Annotated in this window: 26 protein-coding genes; 14 read left to right on the top strand and 12 right to left on the bottom strand. The window is 35.2% G+C overall.

The window, feature by feature from the left end:
* Positions 1–68: 68 nt before the first annotated feature.
* A complete protein-coding gene (locus tag ACZ1AQ_RS05605; protein WP_489631961.1) occupies positions 69–1247 on the top strand; it encodes a THUMP domain-containing class I SAM-dependent RNA methyltransferase in 1179 nt (392 codons plus the stop codon).
* A gap of 106 nt (positions 1248–1353) precedes the next feature.
* A complete protein-coding gene (locus tag ACZ1AQ_RS05610) occupies positions 1354–1590 on the top strand; it encodes a hypothetical protein (protein ID WP_489631962.1) in 237 nt (78 codons plus the stop codon).
* Positions 1591–1893: 303 nt separating this feature from the next.
* Here ACZ1AQ_RS05610 and ACZ1AQ_RS05615 read toward each other — a convergent pair whose 3' ends face one another.
* From ACZ1AQ_RS05615 to rlmD, 3 genes are all read right to left on the bottom strand, one after another.
* The gene (locus ACZ1AQ_RS05615) at positions 1894–2727 is read right to left on the bottom strand and encodes a DUF6048 family protein (protein WP_489631963.1); all 834 of its coding nucleotides are present in this window, start codon (positions 2725–2727) and stop codon (positions 1894–1896) included.
* Entirely contained in the window at positions 2699–3238 is a 540-nt protein-coding gene (locus ACZ1AQ_RS05620) for a DUF6452 family protein (protein ID WP_489631964.1), read from the bottom strand. Before ACZ1AQ_RS05620 ends, ACZ1AQ_RS05615 begins: the two co-directional genes overlap by 29 nt.
* Before the next feature lie 431 nt (positions 3239–3669).
* Positions 3670–5082 (bottom strand): 23S rRNA (uracil(1939)-C(5))-methyltransferase RlmD, encoded by a 1413-nt coding sequence (rlmD, locus tag ACZ1AQ_RS05625; RefSeq protein ID WP_489631965.1) that lies wholly within the window; start codon positions 5080–5082, stop codon positions 3670–3672.
* A 442-nt stretch (positions 5083–5524) separates the two neighbouring features.
* On the opposite strand from rlmD, the gene ACZ1AQ_RS05630 reads away from it, so the two are divergent.
* From ACZ1AQ_RS05630 to ACZ1AQ_RS05660, 7 genes are all read left to right on the top strand, one after another.
* Positions 5525–6853, top strand: coding sequence for a HEPN/Toprim-associated domain-containing protein (locus ACZ1AQ_RS05630; protein WP_489631966.1), 1329 nt, complete (start codon positions 5525–5527; stop codon positions 6851–6853).
* 247 nt (positions 6854–7100) lie between these two features.
* Positions 7101–7682 (top strand): hypothetical protein, encoded by a 582-nt coding sequence (locus ACZ1AQ_RS05635; protein ID WP_489631967.1) that lies wholly within the window; start codon positions 7101–7103, stop codon positions 7680–7682.
* A gap of 299 nt (positions 7683–7981) precedes the next feature.
* Positions 7982–8434, top strand: coding sequence for a nuclear transport factor 2 family protein (locus tag ACZ1AQ_RS05640; RefSeq protein ID WP_489631968.1), 453 nt, complete (start codon positions 7982–7984; stop codon positions 8432–8434).
* 206 nt (positions 8435–8640) lie between these two features.
* Positions 8641–9090, top strand: a complete 450-nt coding sequence (locus ACZ1AQ_RS05645; protein ID WP_489631969.1) for an SRPBCC family protein — start codon at positions 8641–8643, stop codon at positions 9088–9090.
* A gap of 30 nt (positions 9091–9120) precedes the next feature.
* Entirely contained in the window at positions 9121–9549 is a 429-nt protein-coding gene (locus tag ACZ1AQ_RS05650) for a VOC family protein (protein ID WP_489631970.1), read from the top strand.
* 94 nt (positions 9550–9643) lie between these two features.
* On the top strand, positions 9644–10588 hold the full coding sequence (locus tag ACZ1AQ_RS05655) for an Ig-like domain-containing protein (RefSeq protein WP_489631971.1): 945 nt from the start codon (positions 9644–9646) through the stop codon (positions 10586–10588).
* Between the two features lie 125 nt (positions 10589–10713).
* Positions 10714–11124, top strand: a complete 411-nt coding sequence (locus ACZ1AQ_RS05660; protein ID WP_489631972.1) for an OsmC family peroxiredoxin — start codon at positions 10714–10716, stop codon at positions 11122–11124.
* Positions 11125–11196: 72 nt separating this feature from the next.
* On the opposite strand, the gene ACZ1AQ_RS05665 is transcribed toward ACZ1AQ_RS05660, so the two are convergent.
* From ACZ1AQ_RS05665 to epsC, 4 genes are all read right to left on the bottom strand, one after another.
* Positions 11197–11589: a hypothetical protein gene (locus ACZ1AQ_RS05665; protein ID WP_489631973.1), complete on the bottom strand. Its 393-nt coding sequence runs from the start codon at positions 11587–11589 to the stop codon at positions 11197–11199.
* A gap of 118 nt (positions 11590–11707) precedes the next feature.
* Positions 11708–12829 (bottom strand): acyloxyacyl hydrolase, encoded by a 1122-nt coding sequence (locus ACZ1AQ_RS05670; protein WP_489631974.1) that lies wholly within the window; start codon positions 12827–12829, stop codon positions 11708–11710.
* Between the two features lie 234 nt (positions 12830–13063).
* A complete protein-coding gene (gene cysM / locus ACZ1AQ_RS05675; protein ID WP_489631975.1) occupies positions 13064–13951 on the bottom strand; it encodes a cysteine synthase CysM in 888 nt (295 codons plus the stop codon).
* A complete protein-coding gene (epsC, locus tag ACZ1AQ_RS05680) occupies positions 13951–14742 on the bottom strand; it encodes a serine O-acetyltransferase EpsC (protein WP_489631976.1) in 792 nt (263 codons plus the stop codon). Before epsC ends, cysM begins: the two co-directional genes overlap by 1 nt.
* 205 nt (positions 14743–14947) lie before the next feature.
* Here epsC and ACZ1AQ_RS05685 point away from each other — a divergent pair, with 205 nt between their 5' ends.
* Entirely contained in the window at positions 14948–15649 is a 702-nt protein-coding gene (locus ACZ1AQ_RS05685; RefSeq protein WP_489631977.1) for a DUF1003 domain-containing protein, read from the top strand.
* Between the two features lie 7 nt (positions 15650–15656).
* On the opposite strand, the gene ACZ1AQ_RS05690 is transcribed toward ACZ1AQ_RS05685, so the two are convergent.
* Complete coding sequence (locus tag ACZ1AQ_RS05690) at positions 15657–15938, bottom strand: DUF2752 domain-containing protein (RefSeq protein ID WP_489631978.1); 282 nt, start codon at positions 15936–15938, stop codon at positions 15657–15659.
* Positions 15939–16041: 103 nt separating this feature from the next.
* Between ACZ1AQ_RS05690 and ACZ1AQ_RS05695 the strand changes: the two genes are divergently transcribed.
* Positions 16042–16227, top strand: coding sequence for a hypothetical protein (locus ACZ1AQ_RS05695; protein WP_489631979.1), 186 nt, complete (start codon positions 16042–16044; stop codon positions 16225–16227).
* A complete protein-coding gene (locus ACZ1AQ_RS05700; RefSeq protein WP_489632063.1) occupies positions 16217–16768 on the top strand; it encodes a DUF8465 domain-containing protein in 552 nt (183 codons plus the stop codon). The genes ACZ1AQ_RS05695 and ACZ1AQ_RS05700 overlap by 11 nt, the downstream gene beginning before the upstream one ends.
* A 63-nt stretch (positions 16769–16831) precedes the next feature.
* Here ACZ1AQ_RS05700 and ACZ1AQ_RS05705 read toward each other — a convergent pair whose 3' ends face one another.
* The gene (locus ACZ1AQ_RS05705) at positions 16832–17779 is read right to left on the bottom strand and encodes a hypothetical protein (RefSeq protein ID WP_489631980.1); all 948 of its coding nucleotides are present in this window, start codon (positions 17777–17779) and stop codon (positions 16832–16834) included.
* Positions 17780–17893: 114 nt separating this feature from the next.
* On the opposite strand from ACZ1AQ_RS05705, the gene ACZ1AQ_RS05710 reads away from it, so the two are divergent.
* Both ACZ1AQ_RS05710 and ACZ1AQ_RS05715 read left to right on the top strand, forming a co-directional pair.
* Entirely contained in the window at positions 17894–18844 is a 951-nt protein-coding gene (locus ACZ1AQ_RS05710; protein ID WP_489631981.1) for an EamA family transporter, read from the top strand.
* Between the two features lie 242 nt (positions 18845–19086).
* Positions 19087–20211, top strand: coding sequence for a cysteine desulfurase family protein (locus tag ACZ1AQ_RS05715; protein WP_489631982.1), 1125 nt, complete (start codon positions 19087–19089; stop codon positions 20209–20211).
* Positions 20212–20483: 272 nt separating this feature from the next.
* Here the strand turns inward: ACZ1AQ_RS05715 and cysK are convergent, their stop codons facing one another.
* From cysK to ACZ1AQ_RS05730, 3 genes are all read right to left on the bottom strand, one after another.
* Positions 20484–21398 carry a cysteine synthase A gene (cysK, locus tag ACZ1AQ_RS05720; protein WP_489631983.1) on the bottom strand — a complete coding sequence of 305 codons (915 nt, stop codon included), beginning with the start codon at positions 21396–21398 and terminating at the stop codon, positions 20484–20486.
* Positions 21399–21573: 175 nt separating this feature from the next.
* Complete coding sequence (gene lpdA / locus ACZ1AQ_RS05725) at positions 21574–22962, bottom strand: dihydrolipoyl dehydrogenase (protein WP_489631984.1); 1389 nt, start codon at positions 22960–22962, stop codon at positions 21574–21576.
* A gap of 184 nt (positions 22963–23146) precedes the next feature.
* The gene (locus ACZ1AQ_RS05730) at positions 23147–24901 is read right to left on the bottom strand and encodes an ABC transporter ATP-binding protein (RefSeq protein WP_489631985.1); all 1755 of its coding nucleotides are present in this window, start codon (positions 24899–24901) and stop codon (positions 23147–23149) included.
* Positions 24902–24903 lie beyond the last annotated feature (2 nt).

Raw genomic sequence — 24903 nt, forward strand, 5'->3', positions numbered from 1 at the left:
TTTTGCAGAAAATATACTATTTCAAACCGTTTGGAGTTTGGAATTTAATACTTGGAATATAGCATACGATGGAGAATTTTAAAATGATAGCCAAAACCTTTTTTGGTTTTGAAGAAATATTGGCCAAAGAGTTACGCCAATTGGGCGCGCAAGATGTCGAGCAGGGAGTGAGAATGGTAAGTTTTAAGGGAGATAAAGGATTTATGTATAAGGCCAATTTGTCTTTACGTACTGCTCTGAAGATTTTAAAACCTATTTATTCGTTTAGAGCCAATAATGAAGCAGCATTGTACAAAGGCATTTCGAGTGTAAATTGGTCGAAATACCTCAATGCTAACCAAACGTTTGTGATTGATGCAACGGTACATTCGGATCATTTTAACCATTCGGAGTTTGTCTCACAAAAGTGTAAGGACGCGATTGTAGATCAGTTTAGAGAACGCACAGGACAACGTCCAAGCATTGACAAAGCTTTTCCTGATTTACGAATCAATATTCATATTGGCAAAGACCAAGTTTCGGTGGCATTAGATACTTCTGGAAATTCCTTGCACCAACGTGGTTACAGAACGGCTACGAATATTGCTCCTATCAACGAAGTTTTGGCAGCGGGTATTTTGTTGCTGTCAGGTTGGGAAGGACAAGGGCACTTTTTGGATCCGATGTGTGGTTCAGGAACATTTTTGGCCGAAGCTGCAATGATTGCTTGTAATATTCCTGCGAACATTAACCGAAAAGAATTTGCTTTTGAAAAATGGAAAGATTGGGATAATGATTTGTTTGACCAAATTATGGACAGTTTGCTGAAAAAAGTAAAAGAGTTTCATTACACTATAAAAGGCTACGACAAGGCGCCAAGTGCTGTTCAAAAAGCCAAAGACAACATCAGAAATGCCAATTTAGACGAATACGTGACGGTTGCTGAAGAGAACTTTTTTAATACAGAGAAAACCACCGAAGGCAAATTGCATATGGTTTTCAATCCACCGTATGATGAGCGTTTGGATATTCATATGGAAGAATTTTATAAAAACATTGGCGATACTTTGAAGAAAAATTATCCTGGCACCAATGCTTGGTTTATTACCGCGAACTTAGATGCTTTGAAATTTGTTGGTTTAAAACCTTCCCGAAAAATCAAATTGTTTAATGCTAGTTTAGAAGCACGTTTGGTGAAATACGAAATGTACGAAGGAAGTAAAAGAACCAAGTTTCAGAGCCCCCTAACCCCCGAAGGGGGAATGTAATCCTGCAAGTGAAGTTGAAAAAGATATATTTTAAATTTAATAGTTAAACATAAAAACCTATTTACCCCTAATAGGATTTCCCGCCGCTACGGGATAGGGGTCTGATATGACGAAATTACAAGTACGAGCATTTTTATACCAATTGGGCTGTTTTGCCATTTTGTTTGTTGGTTTTCGCTATTTAGTAGCAACTTATACAGGTTTGACAGGTTTTTGGATTCCGTTAACCGCATTTGTTTTGGGTACAATTTTGGCACCTAAATTTCAAGCAGCTAAAACCAAAGACGGCGAAAAACTATTTATGTCTTGGATTTTTCTCAAGGGAGTCCGAATCATAGGGTAATAACCCGTTGGTTGAAATTCAAATAAAATAAAAACTTAATCACATAGAGCCATAGATTAATAGTAAATCTATATAGAGAAAAACAGAAATAGTACTATTTCTCACAATAGATGAGCTATGTGAATAGTAAAACGTCTATTTGTTTCTTTTAAAAACTATAAATTCTATGATTCTATGTGGTAAAAAATAATTTCACCCAATGGGTGGTAATAGTTTTCAGTTATAGAACTGATTACTCATTTCAAGCATAAAAAAAAGCGTTTTTACAAATCGTAAAAACGTTTTTTTTATGCCTTCTGCCTTCTATTTCTTAGGCTTTTTCTCTTCTTTTTTTGCTTTTTCAGCAGGAAGTACTTTTTTCTTGTATAGCGGAACAAAGTACGAAACAGTGTAGTTAAAACCTACGCCAAAATCACCATTATACGTTCTGTTAAAACCAGGAATGTACAAATTATCAAATCCACTTGGCGTTTCGTTGGTAATTAATCGGTTCAATCGCAAACTGAAACCCACAAAAACGTTGTTGAATACTTTGGCTTTTACACCCGCCACCACTTCTACCCAAGTAGCTGTTAAACCATTGTAATTTTTTCCTGCAACTACTGGTGGAACTTCTCCCCAATACGGATTTGGATTGTAGATTTTGTAGCTGTTCAATTCTTGGCTAAAACTTGAAAAACCAGCACGCATCCCAATCGAGATGATGTTTTCCATATCCAACCAGTTTTCATAAGCGTTGTAATCGAATCCTGCTTTTAGGTAAGAACCTTTGGCAGTCGATGTCAAACGGGCGTCTTCGGTTGTTTTGTTTTCAGAACCCAATTCGGCTGCCAAAAAATATTTTTTCGTTATGCGGTAATCTCCTACCAACTCAATCCCTTTATAATTACTGTCGTACAAACCTCTGGTCAGTTTGTACAAATCAGCACCTACTCTTAGACCATAACGATTGAATTTTGGAGGCACAACAGTGTCCTTTTTTGTGGTAGGCAATTTTTCTAATTCTTGCTTTGGTTTTGCCGGAAGAATATTGGTTGCTTTCGGAGGTGTAGTTGTTGTAGTCGTTTCTTGTGCTTGAACGGTAAACAAAGAAAAGAGCAAGCAGCCACTAAAAAAAGATAGAAAGGTGTGTTTCATTTTCGTTGTTTATGTTAGTTTTTTGCAATTGAACTACTTTCATCCACTTGGTATCAGAAGCTGGTCCATCTGTGTGTTCAAATGGGGGATTAGCATTCATTTCGAACAAAGTCTTGAAACCACAAGCTCTAGAAACATAGACTTCGCTGGTCGTATAGTTGAATTTAATCACATCGGTATTAACCAAAGCAGCGTTGGTACTCCCAGAGTTTAGTATGAAACTAAAAGTAGTCGTCGTGGCATTGGTTTTTAGCGGAATCGAAATTTTTGAAGTATTCGCCAAGAATTTAGATTCTCCCGAAGCTGTAGCATTAAAAATTACTCCATCGGTCATTCCTTCTCCTATTACTTTCAAATTCGTCACGCTTTTTTCAACCGTTGGATTGTTGATATCGAAGAATTTAATCACCATTCTAGGTGTAGTAGGCGTATTGGCATCGCATATATCATCTTTCTCACAACTCGAAAAAGAGAAACAAAACACCAACAGTAAAAGCGTTATTTTTTTCATTTAAAACTATTTATTTGTATGGCTAAGTTTTTTAAAAATTAGATTATTTTTTTTACCACATAGAGACATAGAATTTGTAATCTTTAAAAGAAGTAATAGACGTTTTACTATTCACATAGTATCCTATGTGTGAAATAGGGCTATTTCTATTTATTCTTTGTTCATAAGCATTAATCTATGATTCTATGTGGTTAAATTTTTTATTTTATTTGAATTTCATAACCAACGGATATTTATTATGATTTAAAACCAGCGTCAATCTTATATGCCCTTCAATACCTTCTATGGTTTAAAAATCCAACCGCTAAGACCGCAAAGATTTACGCAAAGCACACAAAGAAAAACTCTTAAATGCCCTTCAATACCTTATATGGTTACAAACCTCACAAACCATTAAAAAGATACTTCAATGACTTATATGTTTACAAAAATTAACGACGTTCCAACAACACCACATTCTCCACGTGATGCGTTTGCGGAAACATATCCACAGGTCGAACGCGCGTCACTTTGTACTTCTCATCCATCAAAGCCAAATCACGAGCTTGTGTAGCCGAATTACAACTCACATACACCACTTTTTGAGGCTCAATTTTCAAGATTTGATCAATAACTGCCGCGTGCATTCCGTCTCTTGGTGGATCGGTGATGATTACGTCTGGTTTGCCGTGTTGAGCGATAAACGCTTCGTTGAACACCACTTTCATATCTCCTACAAAGAACTCACAATTGGTGATGTTATTTCTTTCGGCATTCGCTTTGGCGTCTTTAATCGCTTCGGGCACACTTTCAACCCCAATTACTTTTTTTGCTTTTTTCGATACAAACTGAGCGATAGTTCCCGTTCCTGTGTACAAATCATAAACTGTTTCGTTACCAGTCAATCCTGCAAAATCTCTTGTGATTTTGTATAGCTCGTAGGCTTGATCCGAGTTGGTTTGGTAAAACGACTTGGCGTTGATGCTAAATTTCAAGCCTTCCATTTCTTCCAAAATGTAATCGCGTCCTTTGTACAACTGAATGTTCGTATCGTATAACGTATCGTTTGCTTTGTTGTTAATCACGTACTGTAAAGACGTAATCTGCGGAAATTTGGCATACAAATGATCCAACAGCAACTCTCTATTAGCTTGATCGTCTTCAAAAAACTGAATCAACACCATAATTTCGCCAGTCGAAGCCGTGCGCAACATAAGCGTACGCAACAAACCTTCGTGCGCTCTTGGGTTAAAGAACGTCAAACCGTTTGCATTGGCAAATTCACGCACTTCGTTGCGAATGGCGTTCGAAGGGTCTTCTTGCAAATGACATTTATTGATATCTAGGATTTTGTCCCACATTTTCGGAATATGAAAACCCAAGGCATTTTTATTGTCTAATTCCTCGCTGCTTCCTATTTCGGCTTCGGTTAGCCAACGGCTGTTCGAGAACGAAAACTCCATTTTGTTGCGGTAGAAAAACTGTTTTTCAGAACCCAAAATAGGTTCGAAATCCGGTAATTCAATTTTACCAATACGTTGCAGGTGGTTTTTAACCTCGTTGTGTTTAAAAAACAATTGCTGGCTGTACTTCATATTTTGCCATTTGCAACCGCCACACACCCCAAAATGCTCACAAATTGGGTCAACGCGGTGTTCTGATAATTCGTGAAACTTCACGGCTTTGCCTTCGTAATAGGCTTTTCTTTTCTTGAACGTTTGAACATCTACCACGTCGCCAGGCACGACATTCGAGATGAACACTACTTTACCGTCGGGCGCTTTAGCCACCGACACGCCTTTTGCTCCAGCATCAAGGACTTTTATCTGATGAAAGACAACTTTGTCTGTATTTTTCTTTGCCATACGGCAAAAATAAGGCTTTGAAACGTTTTACAAATTCAATTTCACAATTTTTTTTGAAAACCACAGTATTTGTTTAGAAGTACCGCTTGGGCGTGCCCCCCGAAACCCGTTTTCCTTGAACCCACACCTTGGTCGTAATCGGGGGTCGGGCTGTCCGCTATATCTCTTGGGGCGAACCCCGCCCCAAGAGGATGCCGCTCCCATCCCTCACGCTTTTAAGACGACAGTTTTCAGTACTCAGAAGGCAGATACAACAGACAAAACACGAAAGGAACTTTCAGAATTTTTTTATGTTTTTAAGAGGAAAAAGAATATATTTGGAAATGAAAAGGTTTGATAGTTTCTTGACTTATTCATCTAAAATGGGTAGATTGGTCTGGTTTTGTCAGACTTATTTAAACGTTATGTGAAATTGCACAACAACAAACATTAGGAAAAATCCATGGGACAATATTGTGAACTCTACATATCAGATTATCCAATTTCAACGACTAAGAATGAAATTGACCCTTCAATCCTTTCACTTTTTCAGCCAGAAGACTTGAATCATTTTGACAGACTTATTGGTGAAAGAAATCAATTACTTTATGGACGTGATGACATCGAAGACGAAACTGAACATGCAGTTGAGTATTCAAATACTGCAAAAAATATTAGAGACCGTTTAGAAATCATGGGCTTTACCTTGAAGAAGGCGATGTCTGAATTTGAGTCTAGTAAAGAGGAATCTATCGAAGAATTGTCAGGATACCTAAATGACAAAGACTTCACGAGCAACCCTGAAGTTGAAGCTAAGTTAAAATCGGAAAAAGACTTGCTGGAAAAATCTTCTTTCAATGACTTTTTAGTAGCTAGTAAAGAGATTATTGACAAAAGTTATAGATACGCTGTTAAAGTGGAAGACTTGCCCAAAGAAACAAACTCAATAATTTTTTACCTGCTTGAATATGGACACGGACTTGATAAATTTCCATATCATTACGACCAACGAGTTTTATTGCGTTCATTGCTAGAGTTTACCCCTGACGACAAAAAGGTAACTTACGATATTACTGAACTTATTGATGAAGAGAACTATGAAGAAGAAATAGAAAATATTTATGAAGACACTATTCAGAATATTACTTATGACTACGAACTTGGCGAGAAATTTTTAATACTAACAGAAGGCTCAACCGATATACAAATTCTACAGGGAGCAATGAATGTTTTATATCCACACCTAACAGGCTATTATTCATTTATGGACTTTGGTATATCAAATGCTTCAGGAAGTGCAAGTTCCTTAGTTGCAAGTGTAAAATCGTTTGTCGGTGCCGGAATTAAAAATAGAGTTATTGCATTATTCGACAATGACACAGCCGCAGAATCTGCACTTCGAGGATTTCAGAAGACAATCATTCCAAAAAACATCAAGATTCTTCAATACCCTAATATTAAAATTGCTGAAAATTATCCAACCATAGGTCCTTCAGGAATTTCACAAATGAATATTAATGGTTTGGCATGTAGTATAGAATTGTATTTAGGAAAAGATATCTTAATTAAGGAGGGACAACTAATTCCTATACAATGGAAAGGTTATGACCAAACCCTAGGAAAATATCAAGGGGAAATAATTGATAAATCAGGAGTTCAAAAACAATTTCAGGCTAAAATTGATGATTGCTTGAAAGACAGAGCCAATACAATCAATTACGACTGGACGGAATTGAAAGAATTACTACAGATAATTTTTAATGCATTCAATACAGACAATGAAGAGGACTAATCAACTTCCCCCGCTAGCGCGAGCGTCACGCTCGTGACCGCAAGCAAAGTAAATTTGCAGGCCTCAACAGGATAGCTGATTTTACTAAAGATATTAATTAAGGTTGTAGAAATTAATTTGAGCCTTTTATTAATTTTTTATAAACCATAAAAAGCAGAAATAATATAACTTAGAATATATTTTAAAACATTTACAGAAAAATAAAAAATAGAAAACACAAAACTTTAAACACAAAACTATTTAAACTATGAAAAATCTTTTTCTCATTGCAGTACTACTATTTTCATTACAAACTTTCAGCCAAAAAGAGAAAGGCACCATAACATTGCGTAACGGAAAAGTCTTGTCAGGTTTAGTAAAAGCATCATCGTCTTCATTTAAATTTAAAGAAAACGAAGATGCGGAAGCAATTAAGTATGATTTCAATGAAGCCACTGGAGCTACAATTGTAAATAGCAAAAACGAAGAAATTAAATATGAATTTGTATATGTAGCTTATCAAAAAAATCCATTGTTACTTACTGTGATGAATGATGGATTTTTAAAATTATATGCAGAATTTTCAACAGGCTACGGAGGTGGTGGTATGGGTGCAGGAATGGGCTTTAGAAGTTCATCTACCTATCATATCAAAAGGACTACGGATAAATTAGGACAATATTTTGTTGCCTATGGATATATTCCAAAAGAAGCATTCAAAAAAGTGGTGCAAAATTATTTTACGGATTGTCCTCAAATACAGGAAAAAGTAGAAAAAGGAGAATTTAAGAAAGATGATTTTGAGAAAATTGTGGAGTTTTACAATCAAAATTGTGCTCCCAAGATATAATAAATAGTATGCTTTCGCACGTTAATTGCCAGCTAGCGCGAGCGTCACGCTCGTGCACGGAAGCAAAGTAAAAACAGTATATTTTCTTTGTATGTAAAAAGTAGAAGTTTAGAGAAAGATAAGATGTTTGTTTTTTAAGTTTTAAATTTGAATTGATTTAGATTATGGTAACGAGCGTGACGCTCGCGCTAGCTTGGAGTTATCAACTCCAAGAATAGAATTTACTTTTAAGCAAAAAAAATAATACTTTCAGTATATAAAAAAATCATAGGTATTTACTTTTTTTAAACTATAAACTAATGAAAACTAAACTTTTAGTATCGGGTTGTGTGTTGTTGGTAGCAAGCAACATTATGGTTGGACAAACCAAACAAGACAGCCTAGAAATTAAGCAAGCAGCGCTTGATTATATTGAATCACAACATAAAGTTAATCCCAAGCAAATGGAGCGGGCTTTGCATCCTAGAATGGTAAAGCGTACCTTTTGGAAAGACAAAGCCACCAACAAAGATTACGTTCGGGAAACCACTACCGAATCGATGATTTTGCTGGCCGAAAGCTATAATAAAAAGGGCGATATGTTTCCAGCATCTCCCAAAAAGGAAGTCTTGCTTCTAGATGTTTCTGAACGTACTGCTTCGGTAAAATTAATCGCTGACGAGTGGATTGATTATATGCATATTGTCAAGATTAATGGCACTTGGAAAATTATCAATGTGCTTTGGCAATTTAATGATACGAAAAAGCATTAGTTTGAAGTTATAAACTAAAGATTATTGTATCAAACAAGAATGTTATAGAGTAAAGTTGTTGTTAATTAATTATACTTGTTGTAAAGTATTAATGACCTCTTAGCGATATTTTTATAATTGTCTCGCGTGCAATCCCAATAAGTTGAAATCGAATTAACTTATTCTGTTGATAATCTCATATATTTGATTGTAAAAGCAAAATAAAAATGAAAACAAACACTGTTCAGCTACATCGCGTTTTGGCGGCTCCAGTCGCAAAAGTATTTCGAGCATTTGTCGAGGCAGATGCAATGGCTTCTTGGTTACCTCCTTATGGCTTTGTTTGCAGGGTAGATCATTTGGAAGCCAAAGTTGGAGGAACCTATCGAATGTCGTTTACCAATTTTACAACAGGCAGTAGTCATTCGTTTGGAGGCGAATATCTAGAAATACTGCCCAACGAAAAATTGAAATATACCGATGTTTTTGATGATCCCAATTTGCCAGGTCAAATGATTACTACGATTCAGTTCGAAACGGTTTTGTGTGGCACACAACTTTGGATTACTCAAGAAGGGATTCCAGAGGCCATTCCAACAGAAATGTGTTACTTAGGTTGGCAAGAATCGCTAGAGAAACTAAAACGATTGGTAGAACCTAACATACCCGATGCATAATTCAAATACTCACTTTTTAGACTTGAAATTATGGCTAAAATAAATCCTTATATTCATTTCAACGGCAATGCCGAAGCTGCCTTTTTGTTTTATCAATCGGTTTTTGGTGGTGAGTTCACCGTGTTGTCACGTTTCAAAGACATCGCTTCTGAAGATAATCCTGTAGCAGATCATGAAGCGCATAAAATTATGCATATCGCATTACCGATTGGTGACTCGAGTTTCCTTATGGGAAGTGATGTTCCAGAGGTGTTGGGACAAGTAAATGAAAACGAAAACCGAAGTAAAATTATGATTAGCGCTGCCAGCAAAGAAGAAGCGTATCATATTTTCAACGGACTTTCAGCAGGAGGAACGGTTGAAGTACCAATGGATGAAAGTCCTTGGGGAACACTATTTGGTATGTTTCGAGACCAATTCGGAATCGAATGGATGATAGATTTTAATCCTGAAAAATAAGGGTAGATAAATCAATAACTATTTCTTTCAATAATTTTTTATAAATAAGTATTAGTTTTATTTTATATATTAGTTGTCTAAAAATCAATTAATTATGAAAAAAATTCTACTATTATTATTTTTATCAGTCTTTAGTTTTTCTATTAGCCAAACTTTAGCCCCAAAAAATGTTATTGCGACTATTAATCAAATTAGTGGCAATGCTGATCCTTCTACCACAGTAAAAGTTGATACTGATAGTGATGGAAAACCTAATTATTCTATTGTTGTCAATTTTAAAGGTTACTTTGAACAGAATTTTACACCAGTATTATCAATTTCAAATGATGGTAAATTACCCGTAATTATAGTTTGGTCAGTAGATGAAACTGGAAAAGAATCTGCAAAGTCAAATATAAATGTTGAAACTTCAGAGGCAATTTTGGATAAACTCAAGGCTGGAACTCTTTCGTTTCCATCCAAAACTCCATCTACTTCAGCTTTAATAGTTAATCCTCAAATTTATGACGAGCAACCTTTGAGTTCTACATTTAGCTATAAAGTTTCTATGTTAAATACCAATTTTACAATTCCAATTGCAAGATTTAATTTAACTAAAAATGATGGTGTAAATTCTAAACAAGGAGATATTCTTTTGTTTAATTCCATTGGTGCAGGTTTTGGTATTAGTTTGGGTCAATTAGAAAAAACAACAGATGAAAAAGGTGAAATCATTAATACTGAGTTCTCCAACACATTTGGAATTCATTTGGGTTTTTTGTTTTCAGCTGGTAGTAGTAGCTCAGAAAATAAAAATGTTTTTGCTCCTACTTTGTCAGTAAGTGTTTTGGATTTTCAACTTGGTTATGGTTATGAAATGGGTACTTTGGCTCCTAATCAAAAGAAAGGGTTTATTACTTTGGCTTATGCAATTCCGTTGTCAAAACTAGTGAAAGGGAAATACTATATTTTTACTGCTTCAAAAGGTTTTAATTCAAAAAATCCTTTGAAAGACAATGAGAATAATATAAGAGAATATGTAAACAGTTTTGTACAATAGTCGATTGTTGAAAAATAGAAAATCAGATATTCTTTCTTTACTAAACTTTAGTTAAATAAATTCATACGAAATAGTTATCTAGCTAATTACTTCTAAATTTGAGTTGGACTATAAAACCATTAACTATGAAAAGACATGCCACCGCAGTTTGGAAAGGTTCCTTAAAAGAAGGAGCAGGGAAGTTAAGCACACAAAGTACTACTTTGTCAAATACCCAATATTCGTTTACTTCAAGATTTGAGGAAGGAGTAGGGACCAATCCCGAAGAATTAGTAGCGGCTGCTCATGCAGGTTGCTTTACCATGCAGTTGACTGCTTTTATTGGAGAAACTCCGGCAGTTATCGAAAGTATAGATACCAAATGTGTGATTAACTTAGTAGAAGGTTCTATTATCGGTTCGCATTTGACAGTACAGGCAAAAATTAGTGGTATTACCGATGCTGTTTTTCAGGAACTAGTGACCAAAGCTGAAAAGAATTGTCCAATTTCTAAATTATTCAATACCGAAATTACTACTACAGCCACTCTAGTATAAGTACTATTTTTTTAATACAAGAAAAGAGCTAATTGAATGAATTAGCTCTTTTTTTATGAATGTTTTTCTTTTTTATTGGTAAATCAAAGTCGGTTTTCCCTCTACACAAGCCACGCTTTTGGGAACAGGGGTAATATCACAAGTCGAATTGGCTCCCGATTTTTTATTGAAGATTTCTACAGCAGTATTATAAGCCTTAATTTTGGTATCGAATGCCGTTACGTTTATTTTTTTTGCATAAGGAATATAAGTGGCTACACCGCCGCAAGGTTTAACTCCAATTCCCTTAAATGACCATTCTTGCGCATTAGTACAAGTCATCGTGTTGGCCAATGACATACTGATAATTTCATTATACATAGCTTCTAGTGCTTTTGCATCATAGTCTTGATCTGTGCTCTCTTCATTACTGCAAGAAACCAATGTAATACAAATTGCCATTAGCATATAAGTTATTTTCTTCATAAGTACTGATTTAAGATTAGTATATCTAAGAGGAAATAAACACTAAAAGGTTGCGTCAGTACACTGAAATGTTGCAGCAAAATGGGTTGTTATTGTACTAATTTGATACCTAAGAAAATTATTTGTTTTTTCGTTTTGGGCAATATACATATCCAAAACTAAGTTCGGAGAAATCTGCTTGTCCCAAGTTCGAGTTAATAGTTGCAGCTATAAAAACATTATGTTTCGGTGCTTTTTTTGCAGTAATGGCATAGTAACGAAAACCCAAACGAGACGAAATGTATTGCTTTACCTTTGCTTTGGTACCAAATTCGTCAGCGATATAGCCTGTTGCGGTATAGCTTCCGTTATTTACATACCAATCTAATTTGTAGGCTGGTTTGTAAAGATTAATGCCGAGTTCTGCTTCTACACTGAAATGATTTATTAGAATTTCACAATTACCAAATATTCCAAAAGCAGTTGCATTTTGATAGGGATTGTTTGTCAATTTTTGAAAATTCGTAGTTACTATGCTGCCTTCCTCTTTGATGTAATCATAATAATCTTCATAGAATCTATAATAGAAGTTTAGTCCATATTTGAACGATTTGTTCTTTATTCTTCCCATCCCAAAAGAGGCTGTGTATACATTTTTAAGAGAATTATAATTTCTGAATAGTGTTTTATATCCCAATCCCAATCGAGTAGTATAGTAGGTTTGTGTCTCAGATGGATTAGTATTAGCAGTCTCCTCTGATAAAGGAATGGTATTTTTTGTAAAATTGAATTCGGTTTTAACTGTGGCTAAATAAGAATTCAAACCAAGATTTGGCCAGCGAGTGTGACCATTGGAAAAGTGGGTAAGTCCACCACCAATTTTAATATTGAAATCTTTTCGATGTATTAAATCATAATACAAAAAGGATCGAAAAGCCCAAGTAAAGTGTGTTGAGATAGCATGGTTACCAGGATTGGTTACTTTATCGTAGATAAGATTATTATAGGAACCACCTAAACTTACTTGAAAACGGATTCTATCTGTGACTTTATTCAAAATGCCAAAATCGAAAAAAGGCATTAAAGTAATGCCATAACCAACTTTTTCTTGATTCCCAAAATCAGCATAGGAGACCAAAATTCCCGTTTTGGGATAGTTCAGAACTTTAGCCCAACTGTTGTTTTCATAAGTCGTGGTCCCTAATGTAAGGTCAATTCCTTGTTGATTTTTTGTTTCGGGAAAAATACTTAGTGGCGGCATTGTTTGCCCTATTGAATAACCAATACCAATAAAGTTATAGTTCTGTTTAGAGCTTGTGTTATTTTCTTGTGCTATTGTAATTGAGCTAACTAATACAATTAGAAATACTATTGTTTTTTTTAAAATCATTTTTGGGAGTCTATAATTTGATTTAGAAGCAAAATCAAATTGAAAAGAGTTACTATTGCTGAATTTTTGGTGATTAAAAATAAGGACAACAATCAATTTAAATTGCTATTCAAATAAATCCGAAGATAAATAACGATCACCTCTATCACAGATAATCGCAACAATAACACCAGATTCTATAGTTTCGGCTATTTTCAAAGCAGCTGCTACCGAACCACCGCTGCTCATTCCAGCAAATACACCTTCTTCTTTGGCCAAACGCTTGGTCATAGCTCTAGCTTCCGTTTCGGTAACTTCAATAACGGTATCTACTTTTGAAGCATCAAAAATTTTAGGTAAATATTCTTGTGGCCATTTGCGAATGCCTGGAATTTGTGAGCCATCACTAGGTTGCGCTCCAACAATTTGAATAGCAGGATTTTTTTCTTTCAAATAGGTTGAGGTACCAATAATGGTTCCAGTTGTTCCCATAGCCGATACAAAATGAGTTACAGTCCCTTCTGTATCTTCCCATATTTCTGGACCTGTGGTGTTGTAATGTGCCTTCCAATTGTCCTCATTGGCAAATTGGTTGAGCATAATATAACCACCTTCGGCTACTTTTTTGTCGGCATAATCTCTGGAGCCTATTATTCCGGTACTTGCTGGAGTCAAAATTACAGTGGCTCCGTAGGCTCTCATAGTTTGGGTGCGTTCTATTGTGGAATCTTCGGGTAGAACCAATTCTATTTCGATATTGAATAATTGCGCAATCATTGCCAAAGCGATACCGGTGTTTCCACTGGTTGCTTCGATTAATTTATCGCCTTTCTTGATGTCTCCTCGTTCAATTGCCGATTTAATCATATTGTAGGCTGCACGGTCTTTTACACTGCCTCCAGGATTGTTACCTTCAAGTTTTAGCAACAATTTTACGTTTGGATTTTGAACTAAATGTTGACTTATTACTAATGGTGTGTTTCCAATAAGATCGACTAACTTTTGTGGTTTCATTATCGTTTTTCTTTTATCTTAACCTCAGTTGTTGTTGTGTTTAATACTGTAGAATCGGCTGGAATGGATTTGGTAACCCATGAGTTTCCACCAACAATACTATTTTGTCCTATTACTGTTTCGCCTCCAAGTATAGTGGCATTGGCATAAATGCATACATTTTTTTCAACTGTTGGATGGCGTTTGGCATTTTTCATTTCTTTACTAACACTTAGCGCACCCAAAGTGACTCCTTGGTATATTTTGACGTTTTCTTCAATTACTGTCGTTTCACCGATTACAATTCCAGTAGCGTGATCAATAAAAAACGGTGAAGCTATTGAAGCGCCTGCATGAATATCGGTTCCCGTAATTCGATGTGCATATTCACTCATTAATCTGGAGAAAAGTAATAGATCAAGCAAATACAGTTCATGACTTAGTCTATAAATAGCAATGGCATAAAAGCCAGGATAAGCAAGATATACTTCTTCAATGCTATTAGAAGCCGGGTCATTTTTTAAAATATAAGCGGCATCTTGATTGAGTTTTTCTAAGACTAATGGTAATTTTTCAAGGAAATTATCCCAAGCACATTCGCAAAGATCTTCGGGTTTTTTGCAGGCAATTTTTGCAATTTCTTTGAATTGAATTTCCAATTCATCAATGCTTTGATCTAGAGGAGCATTTGAGTCAAAAAGGGTATAGAATAGCTTTTCAGTAAAAGCTTCTGTTTTAGTTTTTATGCTATAATTAATAGTTAAATGACTCTTGTGCGAACGAATATTTTGAATGATTTGCTGTCTTGACACAATGATAAAATTATAAAATGAATTCGAAGTCGTAAAAGTAAGGTGTTTTTTAGAGATAGCCCTATTTTTGAAAGTAATAAATATAACTTTAGTCTATTTTTTTGATAGATTGTGTAGGAGAGATATTTATATTGTTTTTAAGAAGTTACTTTCTACTAATGATGTAAATTAGCTCAATACTAGTTCTGACCATTAAATCATTATTATGAAAAACAATCCAACTTTCAAAAGTGATCTCTCCAATATTGAGTTTCCAATAAACGAACGAATTTCGGGTCACGCTATACAAAATCCCATTTTAGGACTTATAAAAGAGGATTATCCTGATTTTACTAGTGATCAATTCATAGCAATATCTGAGTTGAATTTTTATAGAGAAAAATACATTTCTAATTATCTTATGACTGAAATCGGAGAATTGAGTCATTTGGAGCAACATGTTGTTGGTTCTATGAAGGAGGATACTTCTTTGGTTTCACAGGTTGAGGACGAGATAGAAAACCGTACTTTTGGTCAAATTGTGGCAGACAAAGTTGCGGCTTTTGGTGGAAGTTGGACTTTTATTATTTGTTTTGGGTTCTTTATTTTAGTGTGGATTTGCATGAATGTTTATGTTTACCTAAACAAAGGGTTTGATCCTTATCCGTTTATTTTGTTGAATTTAATTTTATCTTGTTTGGCGGCTTTACAAGCTCCAGTGATTATGATGAGTCAAAATCGTCAAGAAGAAAAAGATAGAGAACGGGCCAAAAAAGATTATATGATCAATCTAAAATCAGAATTAGAAGTACGTATGTTGCATGATAAATTAGATCATCTCATCCAGCACCAACAACATGAGTTAATTGAAATTCAAAAAGTGCAAATCGAAATGATGAATGATATTTTGAGTCGAATGAAAATGTAATTCGGTATTAAAAATGCTTATAAACATAGCCGCCAAGCACAAAAATAAGATTAATAGCGATTAGAAATGTCAATACATTTTTGGTAAGGACTGTTTTTTTGGTACTATAAAATAAAAGAATTCCAACAAACATAGCAAGCATAGAGTATACAGCTGGATACATAGTAAAAGCCGCAGACCATTCTCCCCTAAGTAACAAAAGTAAGGCACGTTGAAACCCACAACCCAAACATTCTATGCCAAATAGTGTTTTGCTCAAACAAGGAATCATGTATTTTTCTAAATGCATTGCTTTTAATTTGATACAATTTTACAAAAAAAAGCTGATTCCTTTTTCAATAATCAATCTCACCATTTTTATTTCTTATTTTTGAAACTTGAAATTTTTTAAGATGAAGAAATTGATGGTTTTGATAATGGCGGTAGCCATTGGAGTAGCATTTTATGAGCAGAGTAACCCCAACAAGAATCCCTATTTAATGATTGTGGCTGTCGTTGTTTTTATGTTTGGTTTGATGCGATTAAGTGCAAAAACACCTAGTAAGAATCAAGATAAAGATGATAATGATGTGGAGTAAAGGAGATAAAGTAGCAGTTTTAGACGATGATATTAATGGTATTGTTGTGGCTGTAAAGGGCACTCAAATCACTATTGAAACCGAAGATGGTTTCGTTATGAATTTTGATGAAAAAGAATTGGTTCGATTAAATGAAACTAACAATTTAATGGATTCCATTAGAAGAATTAATGTAGATGAAATTATCAAGGAAAAAACATTACCCAAACCCAGAAGTTTTGTAAAAGAACGCAAAGAGAAAAGAGAAGGCGGTGTTCCAGAATTTGATTTGCATATCGAAAAATTAGTCCCTAATAAACGGGGTATGTCTAATTATGATATTTTAACATTACAAGCCGAAACCGCCAAGCGACATATAGAATTTGCTATTAAGAATAGAATTCCAAAAATTGTATTTATTCATGGTGTTGGAGAAGGAGTCCTCAAAGCCGAATTGGATTTTCTTTTAGGACGATACGATAATATTTCCTTTCAAGATGCCAATTATCAAAAATATGGTTTGGGCGCTACCGAAGTGTATTTTAAACAAAATAGTAAATAGTACTACATAAAAAAAAGGTCAATTCACTAGAATTGACCTTTTTTTATGCTTAAAAATGAAGGGCTAATTGGTGATTAATTCTCCATAGATGTAATTATCACCCAACGAAAAATCATCACTTCCTCTTACCATTTTAACTTTTTTAAGTACTATAGTGTGTTTGAATCCAGTTCCAAAAGTTGTGGTAGTAACTTCGATTATACCCTCGCTATTGGCAACACCAGTAGCAGCTTTCCATTCTTGAAAAAGGGTTGGTGTTGTTGGGGTAGTGGTGTTGCAAAAATAACTTTCTGTCAAAAGACCAGTATACGATCTGTAGATTAAAGAATTGGTTGTGCTACCAATTAATGCCGTTCTTGGTGTATTCAATGGTGTTACTTCGTTTTTAATCAATCCATCTTCGATGTTGTTTAAGGTTAAGGCCTCACTATTGATGAAATTGTATACTTGTTTAGTGGTAGCACACTGCCCTAAAGTTTTGGTAAAAGCAAATGGGATTGAAGTTACTGTAGTTGTATAATCACCAAATATGAATTCATTATACACTTGGGTGCCATTTGTTTTTTGAAACGTGATGTTTTTGAGTACAATGTAATGGTTGTAACCTGTAATTTTGGTGCTATTAGTTGTGGCATCTGTTGTTTTTATTGGAGTACTAGTAATCACTATCTTTCCGCCGGCTTCTGCAGTCCATTGGTCAACTACAATTGGTGTGGCTGGGGGAATGGTTTCACAAATATTGTCCGCTTTTACGGTTCCGTTAAAAAAACGATAGACTACTCTAATACTTCCTCCAATGGTGATTTCTTGTGTTTTGGTTTCACTTGGGAAAATAAATCCTGGAAGTTCTAATAACAGAGCTTCTTTTTCATTTAGTTTGTAAATAATATCATTGTTGGCGCAGGTAGCAACCGTTGCTTTGTCAAAATTAATGTCTTCCAAAAAAAGATCGCCGTCATCACAGCCGCTAATCATAACTGCTAAGAATAGTATTCCTAAAAATCGTTTCATTTCTTTACTTTATTTTAAGCAAAAATAGAATTTTTAATTGGTATCCGCTTCATTCCTGATTTTAAAATGATGTTAATGTGAGCTGATTTATTTTGGAAGAAAAAGACAAGCCAAATGAAATTAGTACCTTTGCCGTCCTATTTAATATACATGAAACAAACGAAACATTACCTTGCTGCATTTTCTGCATTTTTTATATGGGGATTTTTCAGCTTGGCACTGAAACCTATTGCCGATTTTCCTTCTTTGGATATTCTTTTCTATCGTGTTTTTTTAAGTGTTTTTCTTTTAACGCTTTTGAATGTGTTTTTTAGAAAAAGTGTGATTCGAGAGAATTGGCTTCTTTTTCAGAATTTTGAACCAAAAGTTAAGAAAACGATTGTATGGTTGACACTAGGAGGAAGTTTGATATTAGCTTCGAATTGGTTTATTTTTATTTATGTTGTCAATCACGTTAGTGTGAAGGCGGGTTCCTTGGCTTACTTGATTTGCCCGATATTGACGACCGTTTTCGCCTTTTTTCTTTTAAAAGAAACACTTTCAAAAGCACAATGGTTTGCGGTTTCATTGAGTGTTGTAAGTTGTTTGTTGTTATCGATGAATGATTTACATGATATTTTTTACAGCTTGGTAGTAGCGGCAACGTATGCTCTCTATTTAGTAAGTCAACGGAAAAATAATCAAATGGATAAACTTTTGGTGCTTAATGTGCAGTTGCTTTTTATTGCTTTGTTGATACTGCCATTTTATCCTATTTATAGTGGTCCACTGCCTACAACGCCTTTGTTTTATATTTGTTTGTTATGTATTGTGGTCTTTTTTACCATTATTCCTTTGTTTTTAAATTTGTTTGCATTGAAAGGAATTTCCTCAGCGACTGTTGGAATTTTGATGTATATTAATCCAATTATTAATTTTGCTATTGCTCTGCTGTATTTCAAAGAACAAATAAATGGAATTCAACTCTTTTCGTATATACTGATTTTGATTTCTGTTGTGATTTTTAATAAGAAAGTCATTTTGGAACTGTTGAAAAAATCAAAAGAAAAACGATTGGTTGCCTAAATAGCCTCTGGTTTTACAGGGTTTGCGTGAGGGTAGTAGTGGAGCTCTTTTTTAGAGACTTTTTCAGGCTCTAAAAAAAGCGGGAACGGATGCCCGACCCGACTTTTTCTGGCGGGGCACGCCCAAATAAAAATGAATAGTATTTAGTTATGAAATCGCCACTAACAACAAGTTGTGTGATTAATCACCGATAAATAAAAGGCGATACCATATATGACCACTGACAAATGAATTTTACATATATGAAAAAAGTATATCTCGACAATGCTTCTACAACTGCGATGCGTCCCGAAGTGATTCAGGTGATGGTGGATTGTATGGCGCAAGATTACGGAAATCCGTCGTCTACGCATAGTTTGGGGCGTCACGCCAAAAGTATTTTGGAACTGTCTAGAAAGAGCATTGCTAAGGCTTTGAATGCAACGGCGCAAGAGATTTTGTTTACATCGGGTGGGACAGAGGCCAATAATTGGATTTTGCGCTCGGCAGTGAAGGATTTGAAGGTGAGGCGAATTATTTCGAGCAAAATGGAACATCATGCGGTTTTGTATCCTATTTTGGAATTGCAAAAGGAGTTTGATATTCAAGTGGAATATGTAGAAAATTCGGCTGATGGCGTTCTTGATTTGACGCATTTAGTAGACTTGCTTTCGGAATCTACAGAGAAAACGTTGGTGAGCTTGATGCATGTGAACAATGAAACGGGCGTGGTTTTGGATTTGGAACGCGTTTCACAAATTTGTCAAGAGCATCATTCGTTGTTTCACTCTGATACGGTGCAATCTATAGGCAAAGCGATTTTGGATTTGCAAAAAGTACCTATCGATTTTATAGTGAGCAGCGCTCATAAATTTCACGGCCCCAAAGGGGTTGGTTTTGCATTTATTCGAAAAAATTCGGGTTTGCAGCCTTTGTTTTTTGGTGGAGAGCAAGAAAAAGGACTGCGTTCTGGAACGGAAGCAATTCATCAAATTGCAGGAATGGCAAAGGCTTTGGAAGTTTCTTATGCTAATTTAGAAGCTGAACAGCAGCAAATCAGTGCTCTAAAGCAGTATTGTTTGGAACAATTAGCGTTGCACTTTCCTGGAGTAAAAGAAAATGGAACTGCTACTTTTTATCCGATTTTGAATGTTCAATTGCCTTTTTCAGCGGATAAAACGGCTATGATTTTGTTTTATTTGGATATGAAAGGGATTTTTGTTTCGAGAGGAAGTGCTTGCCAGTCGGGTAGTGTGAAGCCCTCGCATGTGTTGGCTGAAATGCTCTCGGAAGAAGATTTGAAAAAACCAAGTTTACGAATATCGTTCAGTCATTTATCTACTCAAGAAGAAGTAGATTTGTTGATTGAAGCGTTGAAAGGCGTTTAAGGCTCTTTTATAAAACAAAAAACCTGACAATTGAAAAGTTGTCAGGTTTTTTTATTTGTTTAAACTTTTTTTACCACACTTCGGTACCTCAGTGCAGGCTAGAGACATAGAATTTACTTTGTCAAAAGATTATTATGGACATTTTGCTATTCACATAGCTTATTCTATGTGTGAAATAGTGCTATTTCTATTTTTTCTTTTCGGGTTTGTATTCAATCTATGATTCTATGTGGTTAATTTTTATTTACTCAAAGTATTGAAGTATATAATTGTTATTCAAACAATCCTTCGATGCTCAAATAGCGTTCCCCAGTGTCGTAGCAAAAAGTTAGTACCGTTGCCCCTTCTGGGATTTCGTTTAGTTTTTTGGCCACAGCAGCTAAAGATGCACCAGATGAAATACCTAAAAGGATTCCTTCTTCTTTAGCGACTCTTTGTGCATAAGAAAATGCCTCGTCTTTGCTAATTTGTATGGTTCCGTCAAGTATTTCAGTGTGTAAATTGGTGGGTATAAAACCTGCACCAATCCCTTGAATAGGGTGCGGACTAGGAGCACCACCACTAATTACCGGTGAAGCTTCTGGTTCTACCGCAAAAACTTTTAGATTGGGAAAGTGCTGTTTTAGGATTTCTGCACAACCTGTAATATGTCCACCAGTACCTACTCCGGTGATGAGATAGTCAATTCCGTTTGGAAAGTCATTGATGATTTCTTGGGCAGTTTTTTGCTTGTGCACTTCTATATTTGCTGGGTTTTCAAATTGTAGCGGTGACCAAGAATTAGGAATCTCGTTGATTAATTCTTGTGCTTTTTCGATAGCGCCTTTCATTCCTTTTTCGCGTGGTGTCAATACAAATTCTGCACCGTAGATACTCATTAAGCGACGTCTTTCTATCGACATGGATTCCGGCATTACCAAAATAAGGCGATATCCTTTTACTGCAGCCACCATAGCTAAACCAATTCCGGTGTTGCCTGAGGTTGCCTCGATGATGGTGCTGCCTTTTTGTAAAATTCCTTTTGCTTCAGCATCTTCAATCATGGCTAAAGCAATACGGTCTTTGATACTAGCCCCAGGATTGGCGCGTTCTAATTTTATCCAAACCGAGTTTTTTTCTCCAAATAGTTTGTTGATTTTTACATGAGGCGTGTTGCCAATCGTTTCGAGTATGTTGTTATAATTCATAGTTGTATTTTTAAATTTTAAATCCTAGTAAATTTATAGAATAAATTGTATTTAACAAATAGCTAACCGTTAATTCTATGATAAAATGAAATTACATAAAAAAATCCGTTTTGTGTTGAACAAAACGGATTCTATATTTATCTATAATCTACTTAAGAAGATTTAAAACAAAATGTTACAAGTGAATTACTTCTCCGTAAGCATCAGCAACGGCTTCCATAACTGCTTCACTCATAGTTGGGTGAGGGTGGATAGCTTTTAAGATTTCGTGACCTGTAGTTTCTAATTTACGAGCTACAACTGCTTCAGCAATCATATCCGTAACACCAGCACCAATCATATGACATCCTAACCATTCTCCGTATTTGGCATCGAAAATTACTTTTACAAAACCATCAGCAGCTCCAGCGGCTTTTGCTTTTCCTGAAGCAGAGAATGGGAATTTTCCAATTTTCAATTCGTATCCTTTTTCTTTGGCTTGTTTTTCTGTCAAACCAACAGAAGCGATTTCTGGTGTTGCATAAGTACAACCAGGTACATTTCCGTAATCGATTGGTTCTACGTGAAGACCTGCAATTTTTTCAACACAGTTGATTCCTTCTGCAGAAGCAACGTGCGCCAAAGCTTGACCTGGAGTTACATCTCCAATAGCGTAGTAACCTGGAATGTTAGTAGCATTGTATGCATTTACTAAAATTTTATCTCTATCAGTAGCAATACCTACTTCTTCTAATCCAATGTTTTCGATGTTGGTTTTAATTCCAACAGCTGATAAAATGATATCTGCCTCTAAAACTTCTTCACCTTTAGCGGTTTTTACAAACGCTTTCACGCCAGCACCAGTAGTATCGATGCGTTCTACAGAAGAGTTAGTCATAATTTTAACTCCTGCTTTTTTCATAGAACGTTCCATTTGTTTAGAAATGTCTTCGTCTTCTACAGGAACAATATTTGGCATAAATTCTACAATAGTAACATCTGTTCCCATTGAGTTGTAGAAATGTGCAAACTCCACTCCAATTGCTCCAGAACCTACAATAATCATAGATTTAGGTTGAGTAGGTAAAGTCATGGCTTGTCTGTAACCAATTACTTTTACACCATCTTGCGGTAAGTTAGGTAATTCACGAGAACGAGCACCTGTAGCAATAATGATGTGATCGGCACTGTATTCCGTTACTTTTCCATCCTTATCAGTAACGTCTAGTTTTTTACCTGGTTTTATTTTTCCGAAGCCTTCAATAACATCGATTTTGTTTTTTTTCATAAGGAACTGAACTCCTTTGCTCATTCCGTCAGCTACATTACGGCTTCTTTTAACTACAGCACCAAAATCTTTATCAAATTCTTTTACAGTCAATCCATAGTCAGAAGCATGTTTTAAATAATCAAAAACTTGTGCTGATTTTAGTAAGGCTTTAGTTGGTATACATCCCCAATTTAAGCAAACGCCGCCTAAGTTTTCTTTTTCGATTACAGCTACTTTAAAACCCAATTGTGAAGCTCTAATTGCTGTAACATAACCTCCAGGACCACTTCCTAAAACTATAATATCGTATTTCATTTTTTTTAATTTTAATTTTTAAAATAGGATGAATTTGTGTGTAAAAAAATCATGGTGTTTTTTCACTCGGTCACAAAATTAAGGATTTATTCTGTTTTGAGAAAGTTTCATTAATAGAATGTGACAATCTAACAAATTTAGTCAGTTATTTAATTTTTTGCAATTTCTAAAAAGAACTTCAAAACTAATTCGCTATTGAAAACTGCGAATCGTATAGGTTTTTATAAAATCCTTTTTCTAGATTGATTAATTCCTGATGGGTTCCTTGTTCTACAATCAAACCTTTGTCCATGACTACGATTTTATCGGCGTTTACAATCGTAGCCAAACGGTGCGCAATCACTATAGATGTTCTGCCTTGTGTAATGGTTTCGGTAGCACGCTGAATCAATTCTTCAGAATAGGTGTCGATAGATGAAGTGGCTTCATCCAAAATCAAAATACTTGGATTGGACACAAAAGCTCGTAAAAAAGCAATTAATTGACGTTGACCAGAAGAAAGCATTACCCCGCGTTCTTTCACGTCAAAATTATAATCATCAGGCAAACTCATAATAAAGTCATGCACCCCAATTTTTTTGGCAGCAGTTATTACTTCTTCTCTCGTGATTTCTGGATTATTAAGGGTAATGTTGTTGTAAATAGTATCGGCAAACAAAAACACATCCTGAAGAACCACAGCAATTTGCTTGCGTAGTGAACTTAAAGTATAATTTTCAATATTGTGATGGTCGATATCAATAGAACCGCTATTAATCTCGTAAAAACGATTCAATAAATTGATTATAGTCGATTTTCCTGCGCCCGTAGAACCCACAATAGCAATGGTTTGTCCTGCGCTAACTTCTAAATCAATGCCTTTGATTACTTCTTCATCCTGAATATAACCAAAACGAACGTCTTTAAAAAGAATGTTTCCTTCAAAAATAGGCGCCTCTACGGTTCCAGTATCCTGAATTTGGTCTTCTGTATCCAAAATATCAAATACGCGATTGGCTGCAATCATTCCCAATTGCATTTCGTTGAATTTATCCGCGATTTGGCGCAAGGGGTTAAATAGCATTCCGATAAACATAGTATAGGAAAATAAATCACCAAATGTGGTAAAGTTATCACCATTTAGGATTTTAATACCCCCAAACAAAACGATAAATCCTAAAGTTAGCGAAGAAATAATATCTGCAATAGGGAAGAAAATAGAGTTGTACAAAATGGTTTTAATCCACGCTTTTCTATGTTTATCATTAATGTTTTTGAATTTATCAAACTCAATATCTTCACGATTGAATAACTGAACGATTTTCATTCCTGTTACGCGTTCTTGAACGAATGTATTCATATTCGCAATTTGGGTACGTACTTCCTCAAAAGCCACTTGCATTTTCTTTTGGAAAATACGCGTGAAAAAGACCAAAACTGGCATGGCTACAATAACAATCCAAGTGAGTTTCCAGTTCATGTAGAACATAAAAATAAGTACCACTAGCATTTTCATCAAATCACTAATAATCATGAAAAGTCCTTGACTAAAAATACGTGCAATCGCTTCAATGTCCGATACACATCGGGTTACGACTTGTCCAACAGGAACCAAATCAAAGTATTTCATCCTAAAACTGAGCAAATGCGCAAACAATTTAATTCTGATGTCTTTAATAATATCTTGTCCCAACCAATTGGCCCAAAACACAAAATAGAATTGCGAAAAAACTTCAAGAAGCAACACAATTCCCATTAAGGTAACATACAACAGTAAACCTTGTTGGTCATGCGTTTTGATGTACCCATCGACAGTTTGCTTTAACAAATAGGGGCGTAAGGCAGCAAAAATAGATAGGGAAATCGCAAATGCTATCACTCCATTAAATCGCAACTGATATGGCTTGGTGTATTTTAAAATTCTCTTGAATAATCGAGTATCGAATGCTTTTGCTTTCATGT

The organism is Flavobacterium sp. UM26, from assembly GCF_057922445.1.